General features: G+C 65.1%; 26 protein-coding genes. 14 read left to right on the top strand and 12 right to left on the bottom strand.

Going from position 1 to position 25,132, the window contains the following annotated elements:
* The first annotated feature begins 20 nt into the window (after positions 1–20).
* From F4U95_RS15935 to gmk, 8 genes are all read left to right on the top strand, one after another.
* Complete coding sequence (locus F4U95_RS15935) at positions 21–1,340, top strand: hypothetical protein (protein WP_150426365.1); 1,320 nt, start codon at positions 21–23, stop codon at positions 1,338–1,340.
* 91 nt (positions 1,341–1,431) lie between these two features.
* Positions 1,432–2,277, top strand: a complete 846-nt coding sequence (locus tag F4U95_RS15930) for a sulfurtransferase (RefSeq protein WP_150426364.1) — start codon at positions 1,432–1,434, stop codon at positions 2,275–2,277.
* Positions 2,232–3,494, top strand: coding sequence for a cystathionine beta-lyase (gene metC / locus F4U95_RS15925; RefSeq protein WP_150426363.1), 1,263 nt, complete (start codon positions 2,232–2,234; stop codon positions 3,492–3,494). Before F4U95_RS15930 ends, metC begins: the two co-directional genes overlap by 46 nt.
* 305 nt (positions 3,495–3,799) lie before the next feature.
* Positions 3,800–4,561 carry a TorF family putative porin gene (locus F4U95_RS15920; RefSeq protein WP_150426362.1) on the top strand — a complete coding sequence of 254 codons (762 nt, stop codon included), beginning with the start codon at positions 3,800–3,802 and terminating at the stop codon, positions 4,559–4,561.
* 250 nt (positions 4,562–4,811) lie between these two features.
* On the top strand, positions 4,812–5,333 hold the full coding sequence (locus tag F4U95_RS15915) for a sterol desaturase family protein (protein ID WP_150426361.1): 522 nt from the start codon (positions 4,812–4,814) through the stop codon (positions 5,331–5,333).
* An 87-nt stretch (positions 5,334–5,420) separates the two neighbouring features.
* Positions 5,421–6,806: a class II fumarate hydratase gene (gene fumC, locus F4U95_RS15910; protein WP_120251719.1), complete on the top strand. Its 1,386-nt coding sequence runs from the start codon at positions 5,421–5,423 to the stop codon at positions 6,804–6,806.
* A gap of 148 nt (positions 6,807–6,954) precedes the next feature.
* Entirely contained in the window at positions 6,955–7,221 is a 267-nt protein-coding gene (locus tag F4U95_RS15905; RefSeq protein WP_246171615.1) for a hypothetical protein, read from the top strand.
* Positions 7,222–7,279: 58 nt separating this feature from the next.
* Positions 7,280–7,945, top strand: coding sequence for a guanylate kinase (gene gmk, locus F4U95_RS15900; protein ID WP_120251717.1), 666 nt, complete (start codon positions 7,280–7,282; stop codon positions 7,943–7,945).
* Positions 7,946–7,994: 49 nt separating this feature from the next.
* Here gmk and F4U95_RS15895 read toward each other — a convergent pair whose 3' ends face one another.
* The 3 genes from F4U95_RS15895 to F4U95_RS25400 form a co-directional block, all read right to left on the bottom strand.
* The gene (locus F4U95_RS15895) at positions 7,995–9,047 is read right to left on the bottom strand and encodes a class I SAM-dependent methyltransferase (RefSeq protein WP_150426438.1); all 1,053 of its coding nucleotides are present in this window, start codon (positions 9,045–9,047) and stop codon (positions 7,995–7,997) included.
* A 1-nt stretch (position 9,048) separates the two neighbouring features.
* Positions 9,049–9,915, bottom strand: a complete 867-nt coding sequence (lgt, locus tag F4U95_RS15890; protein WP_150426359.1) for a prolipoprotein diacylglyceryl transferase — start codon at positions 9,913–9,915, stop codon at positions 9,049–9,051.
* A 679-nt stretch (positions 9,916–10,594) separates the two neighbouring features.
* Positions 10,595–11,407, bottom strand: a complete 813-nt coding sequence (locus F4U95_RS25400; protein WP_150426358.1) for a cold-shock protein — start codon at positions 11,405–11,407, stop codon at positions 10,595–10,597.
* 126 nt (positions 11,408–11,533) lie between these two features.
* Between F4U95_RS25400 and F4U95_RS25395 the strand changes: the two genes are divergently transcribed.
* From F4U95_RS25395 to F4U95_RS15870, 4 genes are read left to right on the top strand one after another with little or no spacing between them, the layout of a single operon-like run.
* Positions 11,534–11,677 carry a hypothetical protein gene (locus tag F4U95_RS25395; protein WP_161600399.1) on the top strand — a complete coding sequence of 48 codons (144 nt, stop codon included), beginning with the start codon at positions 11,534–11,536 and terminating at the stop codon, positions 11,675–11,677.
* Positions 11,678–11,687: 10 nt separating this feature from the next.
* A complete protein-coding gene (locus tag F4U95_RS15880; RefSeq protein WP_120251713.1) occupies positions 11,688–12,305 on the top strand; it encodes a ribonuclease D in 618 nt (205 codons plus the stop codon).
* A 15-nt stretch (positions 12,306–12,320) separates the two neighbouring features.
* Positions 12,321–12,968 carry an LPS export ABC transporter periplasmic protein LptC gene (locus tag F4U95_RS15875; protein WP_150426357.1) on the top strand — a complete coding sequence of 216 codons (648 nt, stop codon included), beginning with the start codon at positions 12,321–12,323 and terminating at the stop codon, positions 12,966–12,968.
* Positions 12,968–13,528, top strand: a complete 561-nt coding sequence (locus F4U95_RS15870; protein ID WP_120251711.1) for an LptA/OstA family protein — start codon at positions 12,968–12,970, stop codon at positions 13,526–13,528. The genes F4U95_RS15875 and F4U95_RS15870 overlap by 1 nt, the downstream gene beginning before the upstream one ends.
* Positions 13,529–13,746: 218 nt before the next feature.
* On the opposite strand, the gene F4U95_RS15865 is transcribed toward F4U95_RS15870, so the two are convergent.
* From F4U95_RS15865 to F4U95_RS15855, 3 genes are all read right to left on the bottom strand, one after another.
* Positions 13,747–14,175 carry a protein tyrosine phosphatase family protein gene (locus F4U95_RS15865; protein ID WP_150426356.1) on the bottom strand — a complete coding sequence of 143 codons (429 nt, stop codon included), beginning with the start codon at positions 14,173–14,175 and terminating at the stop codon, positions 13,747–13,749.
* A 182-nt stretch (positions 14,176–14,357) separates the two neighbouring features.
* Positions 14,358–16,133, bottom strand: a complete 1,776-nt coding sequence (gene recQ, locus F4U95_RS15860) for a DNA helicase RecQ (protein WP_150426355.1) — start codon at positions 16,131–16,133, stop codon at positions 14,358–14,360.
* 350 nt (positions 16,134–16,483) lie between these two features.
* Complete coding sequence (locus tag F4U95_RS15855; RefSeq protein WP_150426354.1) at positions 16,484–16,804, bottom strand: hypothetical protein; 321 nt, start codon at positions 16,802–16,804, stop codon at positions 16,484–16,486.
* A 36-nt stretch (positions 16,805–16,840) separates the two neighbouring features.
* On the opposite strand from F4U95_RS15855, the gene F4U95_RS15850 reads away from it, so the two are divergent.
* A complete protein-coding gene (locus F4U95_RS15850; RefSeq protein ID WP_150426353.1) occupies positions 16,841–17,965 on the top strand; it encodes a serine hydrolase domain-containing protein in 1,125 nt (374 codons plus the stop codon).
* Between the two features lie 66 nt (positions 17,966–18,031).
* Here the strand turns inward: F4U95_RS15850 and F4U95_RS15845 are convergent, their stop codons facing one another.
* The 6 genes from F4U95_RS15845 to F4U95_RS15820 form a co-directional block, all read right to left on the bottom strand.
* The gene (locus tag F4U95_RS15845) at positions 18,032–18,817 is read right to left on the bottom strand and encodes a PhzF family phenazine biosynthesis protein (protein ID WP_150426352.1); all 786 of its coding nucleotides are present in this window, start codon (positions 18,815–18,817) and stop codon (positions 18,032–18,034) included.
* 346 nt (positions 18,818–19,163) lie between these two features.
* Complete coding sequence (gene aroC / locus F4U95_RS15840; RefSeq protein ID WP_150426351.1) at positions 19,164–20,246, bottom strand: chorismate synthase; 1,083 nt, start codon at positions 20,244–20,246, stop codon at positions 19,164–19,166.
* Entirely contained in the window at positions 20,243–20,668 is a 426-nt protein-coding gene (locus F4U95_RS15835; RefSeq protein ID WP_150426350.1) for an endonuclease domain-containing protein, read from the bottom strand. Before F4U95_RS15835 ends, aroC begins: the two co-directional genes overlap by 4 nt.
* 70 nt (positions 20,669–20,738) lie before the next feature.
* Positions 20,739–21,545: an enoyl-ACP reductase FabI gene (gene fabI, locus F4U95_RS15830; RefSeq protein ID WP_093016935.1), complete on the bottom strand. Its 807-nt coding sequence runs from the start codon at positions 21,543–21,545 to the stop codon at positions 20,739–20,741.
* Positions 21,542–22,507 carry a YihY/virulence factor BrkB family protein gene (locus tag F4U95_RS15825; RefSeq protein ID WP_172598809.1) on the bottom strand — a complete coding sequence of 322 codons (966 nt, stop codon included), beginning with the start codon at positions 22,505–22,507 and terminating at the stop codon, positions 21,542–21,544. Before F4U95_RS15825 ends, fabI begins: the two co-directional genes overlap by 4 nt.
* 17 nt (positions 22,508–22,524) lie before the next feature.
* The gene (locus F4U95_RS15820) at positions 22,525–23,442 is read right to left on the bottom strand and encodes a DnaJ C-terminal domain-containing protein (protein ID WP_150426349.1); all 918 of its coding nucleotides are present in this window, start codon (positions 23,440–23,442) and stop codon (positions 22,525–22,527) included.
* A 181-nt stretch (positions 23,443–23,623) separates the two neighbouring features.
* On the opposite strand from F4U95_RS15820, the gene F4U95_RS15815 reads away from it, so the two are divergent.
* The gene (locus F4U95_RS15815) at positions 23,624–24,982 is read left to right on the top strand and encodes a hypothetical protein (protein WP_150426348.1); all 1,359 of its coding nucleotides are present in this window, start codon (positions 23,624–23,626) and stop codon (positions 24,980–24,982) included.
* The last annotated feature ends 150 nt before the right edge of the window (positions 24,983–25,132 follow it).

Below are 25,132 nucleotides of genomic sequence, written 5' to 3'. Positions count from 1 at the left end.
GCTTGTGCCTTGGCTGGGCCATGGGGTTTCATATTCGTCCGTTGCTTTTCGCCGCGCCGCTGATGCTGGCTGCGCCTGTGCACGCCCAGCAGAGCGACGCGCCTGCCGGTGGTTTTCAGTTGCCGCCGACAGGGTCCGCGCCGACGCCCAATATCAGCCAGCAGGGACCGGAGCTCAACGTCTATCGCGATCCGGTAACGCCCAGAGCCACCCAGCCTGCCACGCCGCCGGTCGTCGTTCCGACAGTGACGCCGCCGCCCGCCACGGTGCAGCCTACGCCGCAGCCCAGCCGTCCACGCCCGGCGCCTGCCACGACGCAGACCACGACCCCGGCCGAACCGCGCGCCACGCGTCCGGCCGAGCGCACCACGCCAACGCCGCCGCCCGCCCAGACGCGTCCTGCGCCTGCGACGTCGGCAGCAGCCCCGACTCCGACCGAAACGGCCCCGGTCGAAACGGATGCTTCCGCCGCCAACGACAGCGCGCCTGCTGCGCAGCCGGCCCAGCCGCTACCGACCCCAGCCGCCAATGCGGTCGCCGGCCCGGAACCTGCACCCGCCGCTGACGCCACGCCGGAAGAGGAAGGCATTAGCCTGCCCTGGATCATCGCCGCTGCGGTCGCGGCGCTGGTGGTATTGGCGGGCCTTGTCCTGCTGCGTCGTCGCCGACCAGCCGCATCGCGGGCAGACGCGCCCGTCGCCCAGTCTAAGCCAGCCGCCCCTCCGCCACCTGCGCCGGCAATGCCGCCGACACCTGAATCCGCCGACACGTTGCATGTCCCCGCCGCAGCCTCCGTTGCTGCTGGCGCAATCGCGACCGACCGTCCGTGGCTCGACATGGACATGGCCGTGGGTCAGGCCCGCTATTCGCTGATGGGCGTGACGATCAGCTATGCGTTGATCCTGCACAATCGCGGCGATCGCCCGGCGCAGGATGTGCTGGTCCGCGGCATGATCGGCAATGGCGGCGCGCAGCAGCAGGCGGTGCTGCAAGGCTTCTTCACTGGCCAGGACGGCCTGCCGCTGCACAGCGCCGTCGCGATCCAGCCCGGCGAGACGATCCAACTGAGTGGCGAACTGCGCCTGGCGACCGACGACATCGTGCCGGTCGAAATGGGCCAGCGCAGTCTGCTCATCCCGCTCGCCGCGTTCGACGCGGCCTATCGCTGGGACGCGGAGGCTGCCGATCCGGTGGGTCAGGGCCGCACCGCCCGCGCCTTCATCGTCGGGCAGGAACAGGAACCGCCGGCCGCCCGGCTCGCGCCGCTGCGCCTGGATCAGGGGCCGCGCCAATATCGCCGTCCCGCCGCCCGTGCCGCTGCCGAACTCACGCCGGCCTGAAGCAATACTCAAGGATCAGCGGCCTGCCCGCTCTTGTCGAAACGCCCAGCCTTCTCCAAAGACAGGGCAGGACAAGGCCGAAAGGAGCCGCATGACCATCTTCGTTTCCACCGACTGGCTTTCCGACCAACTGGGCGCGACCGACCTCGTCATCCTGGACGCCAGCCTGTTCCTGCCCGGCACCCCGCGTGACGCGCGCACCGAATTTGAGGCCGCCCATATCCCGGGCGCCGCCTTCCTGGACCTGCCGACGCTCAACGATCCCGAGGATCCGGTTCCCGGCCAGCTGCCCCCCGACGCGCTGATGACGGAGCGGATGCAGGCTCTGGGCGTCAACGCCGACAGCCGCATCATCGTCTATGACAACAGCCCGACCCACAGCGCCGCGCGCGGTTGGTTCATGATGCGCGTCTATGGCCTGGGTGCATCAGCCGCGATCCTCGATGGCGGCCTGCCCAAATGGATCGCGGAAGGCCGCCCGACGGACAATGGCGTTCCCGCCACCGCCCCCGGCAATGCCATTGCCCGGCTCGACCGCGCGCGGGTCCGCAACAAGGCCGACATTCTCGCCAATCTCGACAGCAACGCAGCGCAACTGCTCGACGCGCGGGGCGCCGGGCGCTTCACCGGCGCGGAGGCGGAACCCCGCCCCGGTATGGCATCGGGCCATATTCCCGGCAGCCGCAACATCCCCTCCTCGGCCTTCTTCAACACAGACAACAGCATGAAGCAGGGCGATGAACTGCGCCGCCTGCTGCTGGACGCCGGGACCGATTTCGACCAGCCGATCGTCACCACCTGCGGCAGCGGCGTGACGGCCGCGATCATCCTCGCCGGGCTGGAATCGCTGGGGAAGACCGACGTCGCCCTTTATGATGGAAGCTGGTCGGAATGGGGCCTGGACCCCGCCACCCCGAAAGCGACGGGCGCGGCATGAGCGGATCCGACGACCGCAAGCCGCTGACCAAATTGGCGCAGGCCGGCCGCAAGACAGAATGGACCGGCATGCCGGGGCAACCCGGCGGCATCGTCAGCCCCCCGGTCTGGCGCGCCTCCACCATTCTTTATGACGATGTCGCCCATCTGCGCAAAGCGGCGGGCAGCAGCACGCATGAGCGTCTCTTTTACGGGCGCAAGGGCACGCCGACCGCCTGGTCCCTCGCCGATGCGCTCACCGAAATGGAGCCGGGTGCGGAAGGCACGATGCTCTTCCCCTCGGGCGTCGCGGCGATCGCCTGCGCGCTGATGGCGGTGCTGAGGCCCGGCGACCGGCTGCTGATGGTCGACAGCGCCTATGATCCGACCCGCAATTTCTGCGAGCAGATGCTGCGCCCCTATGGCGTGGACACCATCTATTACGACCCCACGGACGTCGCCGCGCTGGACACCCATCTGGCTGCCGGCCCGATCCGCGCCATCTTCCTCGAAAGCCCGGGCAGCCTGACCTTCGAGGTGCAGGACATCCCGGCCATCACCGCATGGGCCAGGGCGAACGAGGTCGTCACCTTAGCTGACAATACTTGGGCGACGCCGCTCTATTTCCCCGCGCTCAGCCACGGGGTGGATATCTCCATCCTGGCCTGCACCAAATATATCGTCGGCCACAGCGATGTGATGATGGGCAGCACGACCGCGACTCCAGAATGGTTCGGCAAGATCCGCCAGACCGCCTATCTGTTCGGCCAGATGACCAGCCCCGACGATGCCTGGCTCGCCTCGCGCGGCCTGCGGACCCTGGGCGTCCGCCTGAAACAGCATCAGGACAGCGCGCTCGCCATCGCTCATTGGTTGCAGGATCAGCCCGATGTCGCCCGCGTCCTCCATCCCGCGCTCCCCGACTGCCCCGGCCATGCGCTCTGGCAGCGGGATTTCAGCGGATCGACCGGCCTGTTCAGCTTCATCCTGAAGGGCGGCGACGAAGCGGCGCGCGCCGCGCTGATCGACGGCCTAGCCCATTTCGGCATCGGCTATAGCTGGGGCGGCTTCGAAAGCCTGGCCCTGCCTATCGACCCCGCCCGCTATCGCAGCGCAACCCGATGGGAAGCGGAAGGCCCGGCAGTCCGCCTGCATATCGGTCTGGAAGACACGGCCGACCTGATCGCCGATCTTGATGCCGGCCTCGCCCGCTTCCGCGCTGTCCGCGATACAGCCTAAGGCGATGGGGCCGGCCGCCCCATCCCATCCCCGCTTCTTCCGTCCTATGGCCGTACGACGGCCGTAGGACGAATGCCGTCCATGGCAGGCAAGACATTGCCGGACCGGCCAGCCTGCTTTTGTTGCACTCCAGCAACATTACAGAAGCAAAAGACATCGTTAAGCAATAATTTCTTGTGCACCGCAGCGCGGGGAGGCACATCCAAAGGCGTTGAGGCAGCCGGCCCATCCCGCGCGGGGGAAATATAGAGGCAGGCGCCTGGACGCAGGCGGGACGATCGCAGACCACCATCAAGGGGAATCCCATGCGTAAGTCCATCATCGGCCTCTCGGCCCCCATTTTTTCGGCGCTCGCTCTCGTCAGCGCGCTCGTCGCCATGCCGGCCATGGCCCAGGACGAGCCTACGCCCGAAATCACCGTCACCGGCAATGCGGCCGTCGTGACCGACTATCGCTTCCGCGGCATTTCGCAGACCAACAAGAAATTCGCGCTTCAGGGCGGCATCACCGTCAGCCACGCTTCGGGCTTCTATGCCTCGCTCTGGGGCAGCTCGATCGACGAATATGTCGCGGCCGGATCGGATCAGGAACTCGACCTGATCGGCGGCTATTCAACCACCGTGGGCGCCGCCACGATCGACGTCGGCGTCCTCTATTATTACTATCCGGGCAATGCCGGCCAGAACACCGATTTCTTCGAGCCTTACGCATCGGTCAAGGGCACGTTCGGCCCCGCCACCGCCAAGCTAACCGTCAATTATGCGCCCAAGGCGAAGGCGCTGAGCGTCGGCAATGGCAAGGAAGACAGCCTCTATGTCGGCGGCGACCTGTCGGCCTCGGTCCCCAACACCCCGATCGGTGTGTCGGCGCATCTGGGTCACAGCTTCGGTCCCAGCTACCTGACCATCGGCGACGAATATACCGACTGGAATATCGGCGCGACCTATACCTGGAATCACCTGACCTTCGGCGTGTCCTATGTCGACACCGACAAATCCTCCTACACGGCGGCCGGTCATAATATCAGCAAGGCGGGCGTAGTGGGATCGCTGACCGCGTCCTTCTGATCCCCATATTCTGCAACAGTTGCTCAGGCCGCGATCTTACAGGAGATCGCGGCTTTTTTTTACGCCGGCGCCTCTTATACCCAAATGCCGTGAGGCGGACTCTGATGCAGCGTTCCCCGGCGCAGGCCGGGGTCCAGTCCCATGCTCTCAACTGGACCCCGGCCTGCGCCGGGGAACGCTTCTCGTGGGTATTGCGCACCGGACTATTACGGGGTCGCCACTCCGCCCCGGCCGTCCTATAGTGGCGCGCATGTCGCCCATCATTCTCCTGCTGCTCTTTATTGCCACGGTCGCTGTGATGGAGGGGTTCGCCTATGTCATGCACCGTTGGGTGATGCACGGTCCCGGCTGGTTCCTGCATGCCAGCCATCATCGGCCCCGGACCGGCTTTTTCGAAGCGAACGACCTTTATTTCGTGATCTTCGCCATGCCCTCCATCTTGCTGCTGCTGGGCGGCGTGCAATGGGGGTGGGGCGATTGGGCGATCGCAGTGGGCGCCGGCGTCGCCGCCTATGGCGCCATCTATCTGGGTTTCCACGACATCATCGTGCATCAACGGGTCGCCCATCGCTATGTCGCCCGCTCTCGCTACATGAAGCGGATCGTTCAGGCGCACCGGCTGCACCATGCGGTCGAAACGAAGGAAGGCACGGTCAGCTTCGGCTTTCTGGTGGCGCCCCATCCCACCGACCTCAAACGCATGTTGGCGGAGCGCGGCCGCACCGGCATCCGCGCTGCCAAAGGGCGGGAGGATGCACGGGCAGAAGGATAATCGGTGCAATCAAGCCTTGGATTTCCATCGCTTCTCCTTACATGGGATTGAGTTTTGCGACCGATTCTTAACTGGGAGTTCTTCTGAATGTCCGCTACCCGTACCGAGACCGACAGCATTGGCGCCATCGACGTGCCGGCCGACGCCTATTGGGGCGCGCAGACGCAGCGCAGCATCGAGAATTTCCCCTTCGGCGAAACGGAACGCATGCCGATCGGCATCGTCCATGCGCAGGCGATCGTGAAGCAGGCGGCGGCGCGGGTGAACGGCAAACATGGGCTGGACGGCACAATCGTCGCCGCGATCGAGGATGCGGCGCAGACCATCGTGTCGGGCAAGCTGGACGACCAGTTCCCGCTCGTCATCTGGCAGACCGGGTCGGGCACGCAGACCAACATGAACGTCAATGAAGTGATCGCCGGCTTCGCCAACGATCAACTGGCCGGCACGCGGGGTGGCAAGAGCCCGGTGCATCCCAACGATCATGTGAATATGAGCCAGTCGTCCAACGACAGCTTTCCCACCGCGCTGCATGTCGCGACCGTGATCGCCACGCGCGACCGGCTGATCCCGGCGCTGGAAAAGCTGACCGGCGCACTCACCGCGAAGGCGGAAAGCTGGAGCCATATCGTCAAGATCGGCCGCACCCATACGCAGGACGCCACGCCATTGACGCTGGGGCAGGAATTTTCCGGCTATGCCGCACAGCTGATCAGCGGCCGGGCGCGGGTCGAAGGTGCGCTCAATGGCAATATCCGCAAGCTGGCTATCGGCGGCACGGCAGTCGGCACCGGCCTTAACGCACCGGACGGCTGGGCCGAGGATATGGTCGCGGCGATCAGCGATATCGCCGGCACCGATTTCGAAAGCGCGCCCAACAAGTTCGAGCAGCTGGCGGCCAAGGATGGGCTGGTCTTCTTCTCCGGCGCGCTCAACACGCTGGCGGTGTCGCTGACCAAGATCGCCAACGACATCCGCTTCCTGGGGTCTGGGCCGCGATCGGGTCTGGGCGAGCTGGACCTGCCGGCCAATGAACCGGGCAGCTCGATCATGCCGGGCAAGGTCAATCCGACCCAGTGCGAATCGCTGACCATGGTGGCCGCGCAGGTGATCGGCAATCATCAGGCGGTGACGGTCGGCGGCATGCAGGGCCATTTCGAACTCAATGTGTTCATGCCGTTGATCGGCGCCAATGTGCTGCGCTCCATCCATCTGCTCAGCGTCGGCATGGAGAGCTTCGCCGAACGCTGCGTCGATGGGCTGGTCGCCAATGAAGCGCGGATCGCCGAACTGGTCGACCGGTCGCTGATGCTGGTGACCGCGCTCGCGCCGGAGATCGGCTATGACAATGCCGCCGCCATCGCCAAGCATGCGCATAAGAAGGGGCAGACGCTGAAGGAAGCCGGCCTGGAACTTGGCTTGGTGGACGAGGCGACCTTCGATCGTCTCGTACGCCCGGAAAATATGGTCTGATCCAGATCAACATGGCGGAACCGGCGGGGCTGCGGTACATTAATCCTCTATGAAGAGGAAAGCCCCGCCCCCCGCCACTCGGCCAGCCGCACCGCTGGTGACGATCCGCCCGCCGAAAAAGGCCGGGCTGCTGCGAAAGGCGGCGCGCGTGGGGGCCACTGTGGTCGCCGCGCGGGTCGCCGCAGCGACGGGCAAGAAGGGCGTGTTCGGCCTGATCGCCGGCGCCGGGGCCAAGCGTATCATCATGCGCTATCCTGCCGGCGCGCTGTTCGTGACCGGCGCCTATATGGCCGGCAAATTGTACGAGGCGAAGCGCGAGGCCGAGCGCAAGAAGGCGATCAAGCTGCTGCCCGACAAGAGCCATGAACCAGGGCCGGCAGCCCCCATTCCGATCGAAAGCGCGCGCAAGATCTAGGGATAGCGCCGGGGCATAGCCCTCTTGCAAAAAGGCGTCGGTGGAGGCACTAGCGGCCATGGCCGACAGCATCCCCACCGAGACTCCCGACTTCAAGCGCCGCGGCGTGCTTTTCGTACTGTCCTCGCCCTCTGGCGCGGGCAAATCCACCATCGCGCGCAAGCTGCTGGCGGCCGAAACCGACCTGTCCATGTCGGTATCCGCGACGACGCGGCCGATGCGGCCGGGCGAAGTCGACGGCAAGGATTATCATTTCGTCGATCTGGAAGAATTTCGCCGGATGACGACGGACCATGAATTTCTGGAATGGGCGCATGTCTTCGGCCAGCGCTACGGCACGCCACGCGCGCCCGTGGAAGCGATGCTGAAATCGGGCAAGGACGTCTTGTTCGACATCGATTGGCAGGGTGCGCAGCAGTTGCACCAGATTGCCGGTGGCGATGTCGTCCGCATCTTCATCCTGCCGCCGTCGATGGAGGAGCTGGAACGCCGCCTGCGTGGGCGCGCGACCGATAGCAACGAGGTGATCGAGGGCCGCATGGCGCGTGCCGCCGGAGAGATCGCGCATTGGGACGGCTATGACTATGTGCTGTGCAATGTCGATGCGGAGGCCTGTTTCCAGCAGGTCAGGACCATCCTGCACGCCGAACGGATGAAGCGCAGCCGCCAGACCGGCCTGATCGGCTTCATCCGCAAGCTGGGCCGTTATCATCAGGAAGATTGAGGGCTGCTGCATCCTTCATTCGTGCGCCTGAGACGCACGAATAGGACAGCTATTTCTCGAACCCAGCCGGGTCGGCCCAATCCGGGTGCGTCCAGGCCATCGCCTTGAACAATGTCCCCATTTCCGCCTCGTCGGTCAGGCGGTGGCGGGCAGCCTCCACCTCCGCCGCGCGCGCCGGGGCGGTCGTCGCAAGCTGAGCGGCGCGGGCATCTATGCCCAGTTGTTGCAGGAAGGCGCCCTGCCCCACGGCCCCATGGACGCGAAGCCCCGCCTGACGCGCCATATTGCCGAGCACGGTGAAGTCGACATGAGTGGTCAAATCCACCTCGCCCGGATCGGCGAAGGGGTCGGCGAACTGGTGCGCCTTCACCGCCTGCAACGTGTCGCCCAGCGCCGGGCCTTCATAGCCATAGTCGATGATGATCGCGGCGCCGCCCTGCTTGGCGATGCGATGGGCGAGCGCATAGGCGATGCCCGCGCCCACGATCGGCGATTCGATGATCGCCCCCTCCGGCGCGTCGTTGGCGAAGGCGGGGAGGCCCGATTCAATCCGGCGATAGCCCGGAACGGCGATGAAGCGCCCCTCCTCCTCCCGGCTGATGACGACGCGTTCGCGCCATTCGTCGACGACGCGAATGCACTGCCGCACGGGGAGCGCATCGAAAAATTCATTGGCGACGACCAGCAGCGGGCCGGTATCGGGCAGGCTGTCGATCGTGTCGTGATGGATGACATGGGGCAACAGCGCATGTTGCCGCTCGCGCAGAGTGGGACTGGTTTCGACCAGATGCAGCTTGGGCGCCAGCGCAGCGCGATCCATGGCGCGGATCGCATCGGACGCCAGCGTGCCACGCCCCGGCCCCAGTTCGACATAGGCAGGATCGGCACGGCGGCCCGATCGCATCCAGACGTCGGCCAGCGCCAGGCCCACCAGTTCGCCGAACATCTGGCTGATTTCCGGCGCGGTGGTGAAGTCGCCGTCGGCGCCCAGCGGATCGCGGGTGGCGTAATAATGCTGGTTCGCTTCGCCGATATAATGGGCGACCGAGATCGGGCCGCCCGAGGCGATCTGGCCGGCGAGGCGCCGGGCCAGCGGCGGCATGTCAGCCGACACTGGCGCTGCCGGCCACCGGTTCGACGCGCAGACGGCGGCCCTTGGCCGTGACGATCAGATAGAGGCCGCCTAGGATCATCGGCAGGCAGAGCCACTGGCCCATGTGCAGGCCGGTGCGCGCGGCAAACTCCATCAACTGGGCGTCGGCCTCCCGGAAATATTCCACGGCGAACCGGAAGCAGCCATAGCCGAAGACGAAAATGCCCACGAGCATGCCCGGCTTGTAGCGCGCTTTCGTCTTCCAGAAAGCGAAGGCGAGGATCAGGAACAGGACGACGCCTTCCAGGGCGGCTTCGTACAGCTGACTCGGGTGGCGGGCGAAGGGGCCGCCGGTCGGGAAGATGATCGCCCAGGGTACGTCGGTTTCCTTGCCCCACAATTCGCCGTTCACGAAATTGGCGAGGCGGCCGAAGAAGAGGCCGAAAGGCACGACGCAGGCGACATAGTCATGGATACGCAGCCAGCTGAGCTTTTCCTTCCACGCCATGTAGAGAATGCCGAGCGACACGCCGATTGCACCGCCATGGAAGGACATGCCGCCATTCCACAATTTGAAGATATCGAGTGGATGGGCGAGAATTTCGGGCTGGTAGAAGATCACATAGGCCAGCCGCCCGCCGATGATGATGCCCAGCGTCGCGTAGAAGATCATGTCGTCGGCGTGACGCCGCGCCATCGGCGATCCGGGCTGATCGACCAGTTTGAGCAGATACCAATAGCCGATCAGGATGCCGGCCAGATAGGCGAGGCTGTACCATTTCAGCGTGAAGAAGCCCAAGTTCAGGGCCACGGGGTTCAGCCCCAGATCTTCAAAGCGAATGGCGCCCGAAGCGGCGGCGGCGATATCCAGGATCAAAATGGCGTCCTCTTGGGAATTGGATTGCGGACATAGAACAAGCGCGCGGCAAGATGAAGGGGAAGCTGCGAACGGGACGCGGATTTGGCGAAGAAGGTGGGCGGAAAGGTCACTGGCCGAAGTTCACACCGTTGCACGGCTTTTTGGGCCGGAAGCGCTCACGAGGCTTTCGCCAGGCGCTTGCAAGGCCTTCGCGACGCGTCACCTCCTATATCGGCAGGGTCACATCGGCGCGACACAGATGCGTGTGTGTTTGGGGCTGGGGAGTGTTGACGGGCCGTTGGAGAGTGAAGGCTGCATTGTGCAGGATAGATCAAAGATTATCCTACATTGGAAGCGGGACGGATGCGCGCCGTCGGGTCGGGTGCATTCAAGATAGGGACGCTCCTGTTACCCTTTCCCGCTTTCGCGGGAGAGGTAACGGAGACTTTGCAGCTTACTGCCTAGTCGCAGTCGGTGAGGGGCTTTCTTCTTTCTGGACGATCATTTCCTGACAGCAAGAAAAAAGACCCTCACCCAACCCTCTCCCGTGAAGACAGGAAAGGGCCACGATAAGACAGCCAACCGGCTTTCCGCCCAATCCGCCCCATCTCCCCAACACCCCGAAATGCAAAAGGGGCCGCCTTTTCAGGCAGCCCCTTTCATCCTCTCCCTGAAAACAGGGATGATCCGTCTAGCCTTATTCGGCCTTCGACTGGAGGTTCACCGCAGCATATTTGCCGCGACGATCGACTTCCAGTTCGAAGTCGAGGCGGTCGCCTTCATTCAGGGCGCCCATGCCGGCGCGTTCGACGGCGCTGATGTGGACGAAGGCGTCGGGCTGGCCGTCGTCGCGCTGGATGAAGCCGAAGCCCTTCATGGCGTTGAAGAACTTCACGGTGCCGCTGGAGCGCTCACCGGTCAGCTGACGCTGCGGACCACGATCGGGTGCACCACCAAAGCCACCGGCGCGCGGTTCGCGAGCTTCGCGCGGCGGGCCGCGATCGGTGACGGGGAGCGGTTCGCCGTCGATGACCAGATCGGTCGCCGACACCTTGCCACCGCGATCGACCAGCGTGAAGCCGAGCGGCTGACCTTCGGCCAGACCGGTCAGGCCGGCCTGTTCGACGGCGCTGATGTGCACGAACACGTCTTCGCCGCCATCGTCACGAACGATGAAGCCGAAACCCTTCTGGCCGTTGAAGAACTTAACAACGCCCTTGCCTTCGCCGACGACCTGAGCAGGCATGCCGCGGCCACCGCCGCCGCCACCGCCGCCGAAACCACCGCCGCCGCCGCCGAAGCCGCCGCGACCACCGCCGCCGCCGCCGCCAAAGCCGCCACGGTCACCACCGCCGAAACCGCCACGGTCGCCGCCGAAGCCACCGCCGCCGCCGCCGAAGCGATCACCGCCGAAGCCGCCACGATCGCCACCACCGTAGAAGTTGTCGTCGCCGAAACCGTCGCGCTTATCCTTGCCGCGCCCGCCGCGGCGACCTCTATCAAAACTCATGCCCTGTTAGTCACTTTCGCTTCGCCCCAAAAGACAATCGGACAAACATGTCGGGCGAATGACATGCAGAATCCACCGCAAAGGCGGGTTTGGGAATCACTATATCAACTTTTCAGGGCAGCGCGAATGATTTTCACTGTTGTGGTCATGTTCCGTTCCAATAACGGAAAAATGCCGAATATTCCACCGCTCGGCGCAGCAATGCCGCGTTTCGCCGCAGCTTTCGCCACGACAAAAGGGCCGATTGCGGTCGAACCGGTTTCGCCATAGAGGGGAAGCCATGACCGTGTATTTCCATGAAGAAGATTTGCCCGCCGGCGTCCTTGCCGCCGGCCCGATCGCCATCGACACCGAAACGATGGGGCTCATCACCCCACGCGACCGCCTGTGCGTGGTCCAGATCAGCGATGGCAAGGGCGACGAGCATCTCGTCCGCTTCAATCCGGGCAGCGATTATGCCGCGCCCAACCTGAAGGCGGTGCTGGCCGATCCGGAACGGCTGAAACTCTATCATTTCGGCCGGTTCGATATCGCCGCGATCAAACATTATCTGGGCGTGGTGGCCGCGCCCGTCTATTGCACCAAAATCGCGTCGCGCCTGATCCGCACCTATACCGACCGCCACGGCCTGAAGGAACTGGTCCGCGAATTGCTGGGCCAGGATATCAGCAAGCAGCAGCAGTCGAGCGATTGGGGCGGCCCGGTCCTGTCGGACGCGCAGAAGGATTATGCCGCGTCGGACGTGCGTTACCTCCACGCGCTAAAAGCCGAACTGGACAAGCGCCTGATCCGCGAAGGCCGGATGGAACTGGCCCAGGCCTGTTTCGATTTCCTGCCGCACCGGGCCGAACTCGATCTGGCCGGCTGGCCGGAAATCGACATTTTCGCGCATATGTAAGGGAGCAGACGCTTCGTGTCCGTCCAGGCCGATCAGCAACGCGACGTGCGCCGCCACTGGGCGCGGCCGGGCGGCACCCATGACCGTCTGGTCGGGCTGCTGAAAAACTGGCTGCCGGTCGCGGTCGGCGTGCTGGCCGCCCTGCTGGCGACCGCGCCCTTCACGGGCGGCGACAAGGTCAGCTTCGTCCTCGACAAGAACAAGGTCGAAGTGGCGAAGGACCGGATGCGGCTGACCGAAGCGCTGTATCGGGGCGAGGACAGCAAGGGCCAGCCCTTCTCCCTGCGCGCCGGATCCGCCGTGCAGAAAAGCTCGCGCGAGCCGATCGTCGATCTCAACACACTGTCCGCGCGCATCCTGCTGACCGACGGCCCGGCCGTGCTGACCGCCCAAAAGGGCCGGTACGACATGGAAACCGAACGAGTCGGCATCCAGGGACCGGTGCAGTTCGAGGCATCGGGCGGCTATCGGCTGACCACGCGCGACGTCGGCGTCGACCTCAAGACCCGGCGGATGAAGAGCGCGGGCCGGGTCGATGGACGAATCCCGATCGGCACGTTCAGCGGCGACCATCTGGAAGCGGACATGAACGCGCGCACCGTGACATTGAATGGCCGGGCAAGCTTGCGCATCGAGCAAAATGGTCTCAAAGGGCGAAACTGATGAAACGCACCCTGATCCTGCTGTCGTCCGCCTTTGCGGGTACCGCCGCGCTGATGTTCGCCGGTGCGAGCGCACAGGTGTTCAAGAATCACGACAGCAACGCCCCGGTCAATTTCAACGCCGACCGGATCGAGGTGCAGGATCGCGCCGACCGCGTCGTCGTGTCGGGCAATGTCGTGGTGACGCAGGCCGGCATGACGCTGAACGCCGCGCGCATGACCGTGGCCTATAACAACCAGCCGGGCGGCGGCACCGGCACGGACGGGATCCAGATCAACCGGATCGATGCGTCGGGCAATGTCGTGGTGAACAAGGCGGACCAGACCGCGCGCGGCAATGTCGCCATCTACGACCTCAACAGCAAGCTGATCACCATGTTGGGCAATGTCACGCTGACGCAGGGGTCGAACAAGCTGACCGGCGGGCGGCTGGTGATGGACCTGAACAGCGGTCGATCGACGGTGGACGGCCGCTCTTCGGGCGGCGGCAGCGCCGGCACCGCGACCAGCCCGAGCGGGCGCGTATCGGGCACCTTCACGGTTCCGCAGCGCAAGAATTGAGGCGGGGCGCCGGACGAGCGCCTGCCATTTTCATGATGAAAGAAAGCGGGATCCCGGATCAAGTCCGGGATGACGTCTATCGTGCGTCTCCTATCAAGGCATGATGAGACCTATCCATAGGACGCGTTCGCCGGCACAGGCCGGGGGCCAGCTCACATCATTGGACTGGACCCCGGCCTGTGCCGGCGAACGCGATGATGTGAGATGGCCTCACGGCGTTACTGGCCGGCCAGCGCGTCCATGATCTGGCGCACGGGGGCGATGTCGTAGCCGGCGGCGGCGGCTTGCGCGGCCAGCACGTCGCCATTGTCGCCGGCGCGGGCGCGGGTCAGCGCCCAAAGCAACGTGCTGCGCGTGCCCGAACGGCAGTAGGCGAGCAGCTTGCCGTCGCCGGCCTGTTCCAGCGCCTGCGCCATGCCGTCCAGCTGCCAGGGGGCAAAGCCACCATGGGCAACCGGCACGGCCAGATAGGCGATGCCAGCCGCCTGCGCCGCCGCCTCGATCTCCGCGCCGTTGACCTGACCCGGCTCTTCATCGTCGGGACGATTGTTGATGATGAGGGTCACGCCTTGCGCCTTCGCCTCACCGACCTGCTCAACGCTGATCTGCGGGGATACGAGGATGCGGTCGGTCAGCTTGCGGAACATGGGCTTCTCCTTTTGCCAGCCCCATGCGCTCTGGAAGGCGAGCTTTCAAGATATTTGGTTCGCGCGGAGACGCGGAGACTGTCACACCGGAACGGCGCCATGGTCCGCAAGCGAACAGGACTATTTGCCTTGTTACAGGCCTCGCCTCTCTTCTCCGTGGCTCCGCGCCTCCGCGTGAACTTTCACAGAAAGGGCCGGATCGCGGCGAGGAAGGCGTCGCCCCAGGCGTCCAGCTTCTTCTGGCCGATGCCGCTGATATGGCTCATTTCGCGGATGGAGGCCGGACGCTGCTCCGCCATTTCGCGCAACGTCGAATCGTGGAAGATAACATAGGGCGGCACCCCTGCCTCCTGCGCCAGCTCGCGGCGGCAGGCGCGCAGGGCGTCGAACAGCGGATCACCGACCGGGTTGGCATCGGCGCCATTGCGGGCGCTGCGCTTGCTGCGCCGCTCACGCTTGGGCGGCATAAGGATGCGCACCTCTTCCTCCCCGCGCAGGATCGGACGCGCGTTGGGACCGAGCATCAGCCCGCCATGTTCCGTCGTTTCCAGCGCATCGCGCACCAGCAGCGCGCGCGACACCGGGCGCAGCAGGGCGACCTCCTCCCCCGCGACGATGCCGTGGACGGAGATACGGTCGTGGCCGCGCTCGCGAATCTTGTCGTTGGGCGTGCCGGTCAGCACCGCCTCGATATGGCCGGCGCCGAAACTCTGCCCGGTGCGATAGACGGCGGACAGATATTTGCGTGCCGTCTCGGTCGCGTCGACGCTGGCCGGGGGCGTCAGGCAATTGTCGCAATTGCCGCAGGTGGCGGGCGGGTTCTCGCCGAAATGGCGCAGCAGAATCGCCCGACGGCAGGTGGCGGTTTCGACGAGGGCGCCCAGCGCCGCGATGCGGGTGCGTTCGCCCGGCTGGCGGGCCGGCTCCAGTTCGGCGATGCGCATGCGGGCACGGGCGAAATCCTCCGCTCCCCAGAAGAGATGCGCGACCGCCGGCTCGCCATCGCGGCCGGCGCGGCCCGATTCCTGATAATAGCCCTCGATCGACTTGGGCAGGCCGGCATGGGCGACGAAGCGCACGTCGGGCTTGTCGATACCCATGCCGAAGGCGACGGTGGCGACCATCACCATATCTTCGCTGGCGATGAAGGCGGCCTGATTGGCGGCGCGCACCGCTGGCTCCATGCCGGCATGATAGGCGCGCACGGCCCGCCCGCCCCGCCCCAGCGTTTCGGCGAGCTTCTCCGTCGCGGCGCGGGTCTGGGCATAGACGACGCCGGGACCGGGATTGGCGGCGACGAGGTCCGCCAGCTGGCGGGTCAGGCCATCGCGCGGATGGACGGCATAGCGGATATTGGGCCGGTCGAAGCCGGAGATGATGAGGCCGTCGCGCGGGATGCCGAGCTGGACGAGGATATCCTCGCGCGTGTGCGCGTCCGCGGTGGCGGTGAGCGCCAGGCGCGGGACATCGGGAAATTCGTCCAGCAACGGGCGCAGCAGGCGATAGTCGGGGCGAAAATCATGGCCCCATTCGGACACGCAATGGGCTTCGTCGATGGCGAAGAGGGCGATCTTCGTCGCGCGCAGCAGGTTGCGGAAATTTTCCTGACTGGCGCGTTCGGGCGCGACATAGAGCAGATCGAGATCGCCATTGCGCAGGCGATCCTGCGTTTCGCGCCAGTCGGCGTCCACGCTGGTCAGGCTGGCGGCGCGCAGGCCCACCGCATTGGCGGCGCGCAACTGGTCGTGCATCAGCGCGATCAGCGGCGACACGACGATGCAGCAGCCGTCGAGCGCGGCGGACGGCAGCTGATAGCATAGCGACTTGCCCGCGCCGGTCGGCATGATCGCCAGCGTCGGCCGCCCCGCCATGACGCGGCCCACCACCTGTTCCTGCACGCCCCGAAAGGCGGTGAAACCGAAAATATCGTGGAGAAGCGTGGGGATGTCGCGCGCCATCGGGCGGCCTTAGCGGGTGCAGGGCGACGGGGCTAGGGGGTTGAGGACTATAGGGTGATCGAAGGGTGGGGATGGGTGGGAAGTGGACGTTTCTTACCCCTCTTCCCCGAGGGGGAGAGGGCTGCGTAGACTTGGCAGCTTGCTGCCTAGTCTGAGCTGGGTGAGGGGGACAGCCTCACGGTCATACGCCAATCTTGCGCCAGTCCCCCTCATCCAACTTCGCCTAACCGCTACGCGGTAAGGCTTCGTATCCTTCTCCCTCCGGGGGAGAAGGATGGTCCGCTTCTGATCGCAAGCGGATCGTCGTCACTTCTCCCCTGACAGGGGAGGATCACGGCCGCCTCAATCCATCACCCCACAGGGTCGAGCAGGCAGCCCCAGCCGGGTTTGAACCGCGCGGTGCGGCTTGCCAGCAAGGGGACGCTGGCCTGTACCGCGCGCTCATCCGGGAGGTCGGTGAGGCTTACCAGACCCATGCCCGGTTCCTTGTCGGCGTTGCAGCTGCCCATGGCGCGGCCTTCGACATAGCGGCAGGAGCAGCCGAGGCGCGCGCCATAGGCGGCGCCGAGCCGGGCGCGGGCGCTCAGCGCCGTCCAGTGCCAGGCGAGCGCGCCCAGCAGCGCCAGAACGAGCAGCCCGCCCAATATCCACCATTTGCGTCGAACCAGCATGGCCCTTTTCGAATCCCTTCTGTAAGGGCGCGGCTTATGCAGATCGACAGTCGAATCGTAAAGCGCCTTGGGCTGGCGCTGGGGGTGGCCGGTGTCGTCGTGGCGGGCACGCTGGCCAGCCGCGCCGCGCCTATGGCCGACCCCGTCTACCGCGTGTCCAGCGATGCGGTAGTGGGCGAAAACGCCCTGCGCGGGGCGATCGATCCTTTGTTCGATGCGGATGCCATGGGGCAGACCCGCGCCCTGCTGGTGATGCGCGACGGGAAAGTGATTGCCGAGCGTTATGCGCCCGGTTTCGGGCCGGACACGAAGCTGCTGTCCTGGTCGATCGCCAAGAGCGTGACGGCGGTGCTGGTCGGCCTGATGGTGTCGGACGGGCGGCTGGCGCTCGACATGCCGGTGCCGGTCGCGGCCTGGAGCCAGCCGGGCGATCCACGCGGCAAGATCACACTGCGGCAATTGCTTCAGATGCGGTCAGGTCTGGACCATGTCGAGGATGGCGAGCCAATCACCAACGGCGACACGGTGCGGATGCTGTTTACGACGGGCGCGCAGGACATGCGCGCCTATGCCGAATCCAAACCTTTGGCGCATCCGCCCGGCGCCGTTTTCTCCTATTCCACCGGCAGCAGCATCATATTGTCCGATCTGATGACGCGGATGCTGACCAACAGCAGCGATCCGGACGTGCGGCGACGGGCGATGCAGATGTTCATCGACGGGCGGTTGAAGGCGCCGGGCAATCTGCCCAGCCTGACGCCCGAATATGATGCGGCCGGCACGATGATCGGCGGCAGCATGCTGCACATGACCGCGCGCGATTATGGGCGCTTTGGCGAATTGCTGCGCAATGACGGGCGGTCGCCCAACGGCCATCAGATCTTGCCGGAAAAATGGGTCGATTTCATGCGGGCGCCCTCCCCGCGCAATCCGGCCTATGGCGCGCATCTGTGGCTGAACCGCGATAGCAGCGACAGCGCGCTGATGCCGGGGCAGGCGCCCGCCAGCCTGTTTGGCTGCGTCGGGCATAACGGGCAATATATATTGATCTCGCCCTCGCAGCGGCTGACGGTCGTGCGGATCGGCATGTCGCCGCACAAGGAACAGCGCGCCGCCGTGCGCGGCGCGCTGGCGAAATTGATCGGGCTGTTTCCGGGTTAGGTCAACGGGCGGGACTGGACCCCGGCCTGCGCCGGGGAACAATGGTATCCTGCACGATGCTTCGGGTCAGAGGAAGAAGCGCCCCTCGATCACCGTGCGGCATTGGCCGGTGAGGATGACGCGGTCGCCCGCCAGCGTGCAGCCAAGGCGTCCGCCACGGGCCGAGGCCTGATAGGCGCTGATCTGCGTGCGGCCGAGGCGCTCTGCCCAGAAGGGGACGAGCAGGCTATGGGCGGAGCCGGTGACGGGATCTTCATCCACGCCCCCACCCGGCACGAAGACGCGGCTGAGGATGTCGCTGTCGTCGCCCGGCGCGGTGGCGATCAGCATGACATCGCCCAGCGGTTTCAGCGCGGCGAAGTTGGGCGTCAGGGCGCGGACCGCTGCGGCGTCGGGGAAGAGGAAGAGGCTGTAGCCACCATCGCGCCAGTGGGATTCGATCGGCTGACCACCAAGGCCGGCGGCAAGATCCGGCAACGCTTTGGGCGCCATGGGCCAGGCAGGCAGCGAGAGGGCATAGCCATTGCCGTCGCGGGTTACGGTCAGGATGCCGGACTGGCGGGTGCGGAAGCGGATCGAATCGCCGTTGATCAGGACATGACCGCTGGCCAGCGTGGCATGGCCGCATAGCTTCACCTCCACCGTGGGCGTGAACCAGCGCAATGCGTAATCGGCCTCCGGGTCTTCCGGCGTCGGCACGGTGAAGGCGGTTTCGGACAGGTTGTTTTCTTCGGCGATGGATTGCAGCACGGCATCGTCCAGCCAGGCATCCAGCGGAATGACCGCAGCGGGATTGCCGGTGAAGGGCGCGTCGGCAAAAGCATCGACCTGGGTAAAGGGCAGGCTGGTCATGGGCATATCCTGTCGGCTGTGATGCCCCGTGATGCCCCGCCTGTCGTCAGGGAGACAGGGCCGCAGGCGTGGCAATGGCCTGCCCGTTCGCCAGATATAAAATGGGCCAGCCATGTCGCCATGGCTGGCCCGTGTCGCGGCTTTGAGGGGACGTTTTGACCGTCAATCCGCGCTTTTAAATCGCAGCGTTTTTGCAAGAAAAACGCTGCGACGCGTGGTGACGCTCCCCAGGCTTACGCTCTGCCGCTCGCCCTCCCGCGGGCGATGAGCGTCATCATAGCGTAACAGGGGCGAGTCGTCTCGCCGCCGGAAGAGATTGGGCGCGCGATTGGCGCGGTTCGGCGTGTCAGTCCCCGGCCCGCTCGCCACATTGGGCGCGGTGGAGCAGCTTCTGGTCGGCCAGCACCAGCGCCATCATCGCTTCGACCACGGGCACGCCGCGGATGCCGACGCAGGGGTCGTGGCGCCCCTTGGTGATGATCTCCGACGCTTCGCCTTCGCGGGTGACGGTTTCGACCGGGATCAGGATGGAGCTGGTCGGCTTGAAGGCGATACGAACCTTGATCGGCTGGCCGGTGGCAATGCCGCCAGCGATGCCGCCAGCGTGGTTGGCCAGGAAGACCGGGCCATCTTTACCGGGCCGCATCGGGTCCGCATTCTGCTCCCCGCGCAGACGAGCGGCGGCGAAACCGTCGCCGATTTCCACGCCCTTGACCGCGTTGATGCTCATCATAGCTGCGGCGAGTTCGCTGTCCAGCTTGGCATAGAGCGGCGCGCCCCAGCCGGCCGGGACTCCGCTGGCGACGCATTCCACGACCGCGCCGATGGAGGAGCCGTCCTTGCGCGCGCCGTCGACCAGCACCTCCCAACGCGCAGCGGCAGCGGGATCGGGGCAGAAGAACGGATTCTGGCCGATCTGCGAGGCGTCGAAATTGGCGTAGTCGATGGCGTCGCCGCCGATTTCGCTGACATAGGCGAAGATATCGACTTCGGGGATGACCGCACGGGCGACCGCGCCGGCCGCAACCCGGCTGGCGGTTTCGCGCGCCGAGGAGCGCCCGCCCCCGCGATAATCGCGAAAGCCATATTTGGCATCATAGGCATAGTCGGCATGGCCGGGGCGATAGGCCTTGGCAACGTCCGAATAATCCTTCGAGCGCTGGTCGGTATTCTCGATCATCAGGCTGATCGGCGTACCCGTGGTGCGCCCTTCGAACACGCCCGACAGGATGCGCACCTCGTCCGCCTCGCGCCGCTGGGTGGTGAATTTGGAGGTGCCGGGCTTGCGCAGGTCTAGCCAGGGCTGAATATCCGCCTCGCTCAAGTCCAGCCCCGGAGGACAGCCATCCACCACCGCGCCGATGGCAGGACCATGGCTCTCGCCCCAGGTGGTGAAGCGGAAAACGCGACCGAAACTGTTGAAACTCATGCGCCCCTCTCCCCACGGGGGAGAGGGAGGGGCCCGCTCGGCGCAGCCGAGTGGGAGGGTGAGGGGATTTCGCGCACCGTCATCAAAATTGCCTCCAACACCCCTTCCAGAGTGTCCATCACATCCGCATTGCCGAAACGCAGAATACGGAATCCCTCTCTTTCCAGAATTCCGGTGCGATGTCGGTCGCCGGCTTCCCTAACGGCATGGTCGTCGCCGTCAACTTCGATCACCAACTTGACCTCAGCGGCGTAAAAATCCGCGATGTAGCCGGCCAGCCATACCTGGCGGCGAAATTTGATGCCGCCCAACTGACGGTCGCACAGTTTCGACCAGAGCCGTTTTTCCGGCTCGGTCGGATCGCGTCGCATGGCGCGGACTCGGTTCAGCGAGTCTGGTTTATCAGGATCGGGTCGTCGCATAGCCCCCTCACCCTCCCACCGCTTCGCGGCGGGCCCCTCCCTCTCCCCCAAAGGGGAGAGGGGTTATAGCTTACTTATCCAGTGCGATATCCGGTGCGTCTTCGGCCTTCATGCCGATGACGTTGTAGCCCGCGTCGACATGGTGGATTTCGCCGGTCACGCCGGACGCCAGATCCGACAACAGATACAGGCCCGCGCCGCCGACATCCTCGATCGTCACGTTGCGGCGCAGCGGCGAGTTCAGCTCGTTCCATTTCAGGATATAGCGGAAGTCGCCGATGCCGCTGGCGGCCAGCGTCTTGATCGGGCCGGCCGAGATGGCGTTGACGCGGATATTTTCAGGCCCCAGGTCCATCGCCAGATATTTGACGCTGGTTTCCAGCGCCGCCTTGGCCACGCCCATGACGTTATAATGGGGTATGACCTTTTCCGCGCCATAATAGCTGAGCGTCAGCAGGCTGCCGCCATCCTTCATCAGCTTGCGCGCGCGTGCCGTGACGGCGACGAAGCTGTAGACCGAAATGTTCATGGTCAGCAGGAAATTGTCGAGGCTGGTGTCGGCATAGAGGCCGCGCAGCTCATTCTTGTCGGAGAAACCGATGGCGTGGACCACGAAGTCCAGCTTGCCCCAGCGCGCTTCGATCTCGGCGAAGGCGGCGTCCAGCTTGTCCATGTCGGACACGTCGCAATCGATCAGAAAATCCGACCCGACCTGCTCCGCCAGCGGACGGACGCGCTTGGCAAGGGCATCGCCCTGATAGGAAAAGGCGAGTTCCGCGCCCTGTGCGTGCAGTTGCTGGGCGATACCCCAAGCCAGCGACTTGTCATTCGCCAGCCCCATGATGAGCCCACGCTTTCCTGCCATCAAGCCTGTCATAATCTTATTCCGTTCCCTTCGTCCTGCGCGATCGGCTGCTCATCCTCTTCGGGGAATTCCGCCAGCGCCGCGTTCAATTCCGCGCCAATTACCACGCCGAGCCCGACGAGAAAGAAAAAAATGAGGGTGATCATGACACCGGCCAAGCTGCCATAGGTCCGGCCATAGCCGCCCAGCAGCGACAAAGTGGGCGGCAGCAGCAAGGTCGTACCATACCACCAGAGCGACGTCGCGACTGCGCCGGGCCATTTGGGGAAGCGGCGCGACTTGTAGGCGGTGGGGGTCAGGGCCACGAACAGCGACCAGAGGGCGAGGCACAATATGCCCATCGGCACCAGCTTTGCCGAGGCGACCAGCGCGATCGCATCGTCCGCCCAGGGAAGGATCTGATGCAGGAACTGGTCGACGCCGGTGATCGCGACCTGAAGCGAGAAGGCGAACATGACCAGGAAAACGCTGACCAAGGTGATGCCGATCGCACCCAGGCGATAGCGCCAGAAGGGCTTGGTGCTTTTGGTGCCGTAGGCGCGGCGCAATATGTCGCGGATCGTTTCGATCAGGCTGCCCACGGTCCACAGACCCACGACGCCGCCCAGCCAGAGCAAGGGGCCGCTACGTGCGGTCAGCACATCGTTGATCGGCTGGCGCACCACATCGGCCACGCCGCGCGGCACGGTATAGAGAAAGGCGTTGACCGCCTGCACGCCATCGTCGGTGCGGCCGAAGATGCTGGCCACCGCTGCTGCGACGATGAAGAAGGGAAACAGCGTCATCAGCGACAGATAGGCGAGGTTTCCCGCATGGATGAAGCCGTCGCTATAGGTGCCGACCGCGACGCGCTTGACGACTTCGAACGGCTGCGTGCCCGGCCGCACCCGATCCATCTGCCGATGGAAACGGGCGCGCGCCTCCTGCGCCATTTCACGGCGTTGCTCGGGCGACAGGGGCGAAGGCATCGGCATCTGCGCCGCCTAACGCATCAGACGCCCAGATGGGCGCGCACGGCCCGCTGGTCCTGCCAGCTTTCGACCAGCGCCTGGATCGCTGGATCATCCGCCGGCACGTCGATCTGGAGCGTGACCAACTGGTCGCCGCGCTGGCCATCCTTGCCGGTAAAGCCCCGCCCGCGCAGGCGCAGCGTCTTGCCGGAGGTCGCGCCCGCCGTCACGCCCAGCATCACCGGGCCATCGACGGTCGGCACCTTGACCTTGCCGCCCTTCACCGCCTCATCCAGGGTGATGGGCAGGTCAAGCAGCACATTGTCGCCATCCCGCCGGAAGAAGGGATGCGATTTCACCTCGACCGTGACGATCGCGTCGCCCGCGCCGCCGGGGCCGGCCTGCCCCTTGCCGGACAGGCGCATCTGCGTGCCCGTCTCAACGCCGGCGGACAGTTTGAGGTCGATCGTCTTGCCGTCCTGCAAGGTGATGCGCTGCGGCGCCAGGGTCGCGGCATCGACGAACTGGACGGCCAGGCGATAGGCGACATTGGCGCCCTTTTGCGGCGGCGCCTGCCGGCCGAAACCGCCACCGCCAAAGCCGCCACCCGCGCGGCGACCAGCGCCGCCGAACAGGCCTTCGAAGATATCGCCGAAATCCGCGCCGCCGGATTCGAAGCCGCCGCCGGACGGACCCCGCCCACCGCCACCGCCGCCAAAGCCGAAGGGCGCGGCCGGATTGCCGTCGCCGTCGATTTCGCCGCGGTCGAACCGGGCGCGCTTATCCTTGTCGGACAGCAGGTCATAGGCGTTGGTCACGGCGGAGAATTTATCCGCCGCCTTTGGGTTGTCCTTGTTCTTGTCCGGATGCAGCTCCTTGGCGAGCTTGCGATAGGCGGACTTGATTTCCGCCTCGGTCGCGCTGCGGGTCACACCCAATAGGGAATAGGGATCGGCCATTTTCTTACCTGTTGCACAAAAGCATCACTTGGCGACTATGTGGACGATGCGGCCCCGACATTCAAGCTGCCGATCATTCGGGGCGCCGCATAACCCGAACAGGGTATGCGCGGATTTCTCCCTTTTCCTAAAGCCCGGCCGGGGGCTGCGGCTCCGGACATCTTTGGGGGGAATCCGACTTATGCGTTTTTACAGGGGAATTTTGCTGGGTGCGACGGCGGCCATGGGGATGGTCATTGCCGGTGCGGCCGGGGCGCAGACCACGGTCACGCCACCGACCCAGGCGGAAATCGATCATCTGTCCAGCCTGTTCCGGATCAGCGTCCAACTGACCACCGCAGGCGGCGTGCCGCTCTATGATACCTATGGGCTGAACATCGCATCGCGCAGCTATGAATTCATGGACCCGGCCCGGCTGCGCGAACGCTATGTCCGCAACGGCGTGTCGCTGTATAATGATCGGGCAGCGGTGTCCGGCGTCATGGATTTCCGTGGCCTTCTGATCCAGGGCGCCTACGCCGCCAACAGCACCAGCTTCACCATCCGCATCCCCGCGCTGGATGAGGCGGGCGAGCGCTATACCAGCGTCTTTACCGGCCGGACCCGCGACGAAGCCTATGCGCAGTTCGACAGCTATCTGGACGATATCGACGGGCCGGACGCCGAACGGCTGGTCCGCGCCATGCTGCGCGCGCTGGCGCGCACGTCGCCGATCGACCCGCTGGCGGGCAATCCGGGGTCGGTACAGGGATCGCTGGTCCGCGCCAGCATGGACCTGTCGTCGGGCGATTCGGCGATCGAACAGGATGCGGCGAGCGGCGGCAGCAATACCGCAGGCGACCCGTGGATCGTCGGCGCCAATTATGGCTGGGGTTCGTCCAATGGCGGCCGTTACGACATCAAGCGGATCGATGCGCGCGTCGCCCGCAGCTTCCGCCTGGGCGAAGGTGGCCGCGCACTGCTGAAAATCGATTCGCCGGTCAGCTATTCCGAAGTGAACGGCGCGCGCGCCGTCACCGCCCAGTTCGGCGTCGGGGTGGAAGTGCCCGTGATCGCGCAGCGTTGGTCGCTGGAACCGCGCGTGGGCTATGGCATCACCGCGTCCGACCAGATCGGATCGCTGGGCCATATGCTGTCCACCACGGTCGCCAGCCGCTTCGTGGTCGGCAATGTCGGTCGTGGCCGCATCGTCATCGGCAATATGGTGGGCTATACCCAGACGCTGGGCACCGGTTTTGCCGGCTACAACATCAATCCGGGCCTGAAGAACTGGGCGTTCCGCAACGGGCTGGCCTATGATCTGCCGCTCAAATTCCGGGGCCTTGGCCGCAATACGTCGATGCGCGCCAGCTATACTTTCACCAACTATGCGGGTGACGACCTGTATTTCAACAAGTTCCACGAATTCGGCCTGTCGCTGGGCCTGCGTGGGCGTGAGGAATCGGCGCGCAATGCCCGCGACCTCATTCGTCTGAATCTGGGCCTGACCAAGGCGAAGGATTATAGCAGCTGGTCGGCGGGTCTGGGCTTCCGCTTCTGATCTAACAGGTTGCGGAAAAAGGCTCTTTCCTTGAGCCGCTTGAGGTGATTCAGACGCCTTCAACTGAGGTTGAAGGATTTGAGATGCGGGGCGGCGATTACCGGAGCGAAGGGTTGTTTTCCTACGTGAGCTGCGAAGCTCGGGTTCCGG

The sequence above is a fragment of the Sphingobium limneticum genome (assembly GCF_008710165.1).
Lineage (GTDB): Bacteria > Pseudomonadota > Alphaproteobacteria > Sphingomonadales > Sphingomonadaceae > Sphingobium > Sphingobium limneticum.
The sequence above is the reverse complement of the archived record's forward strand: the minus strand, read 5'-3'. Positions and strand labels throughout refer to the sequence as shown.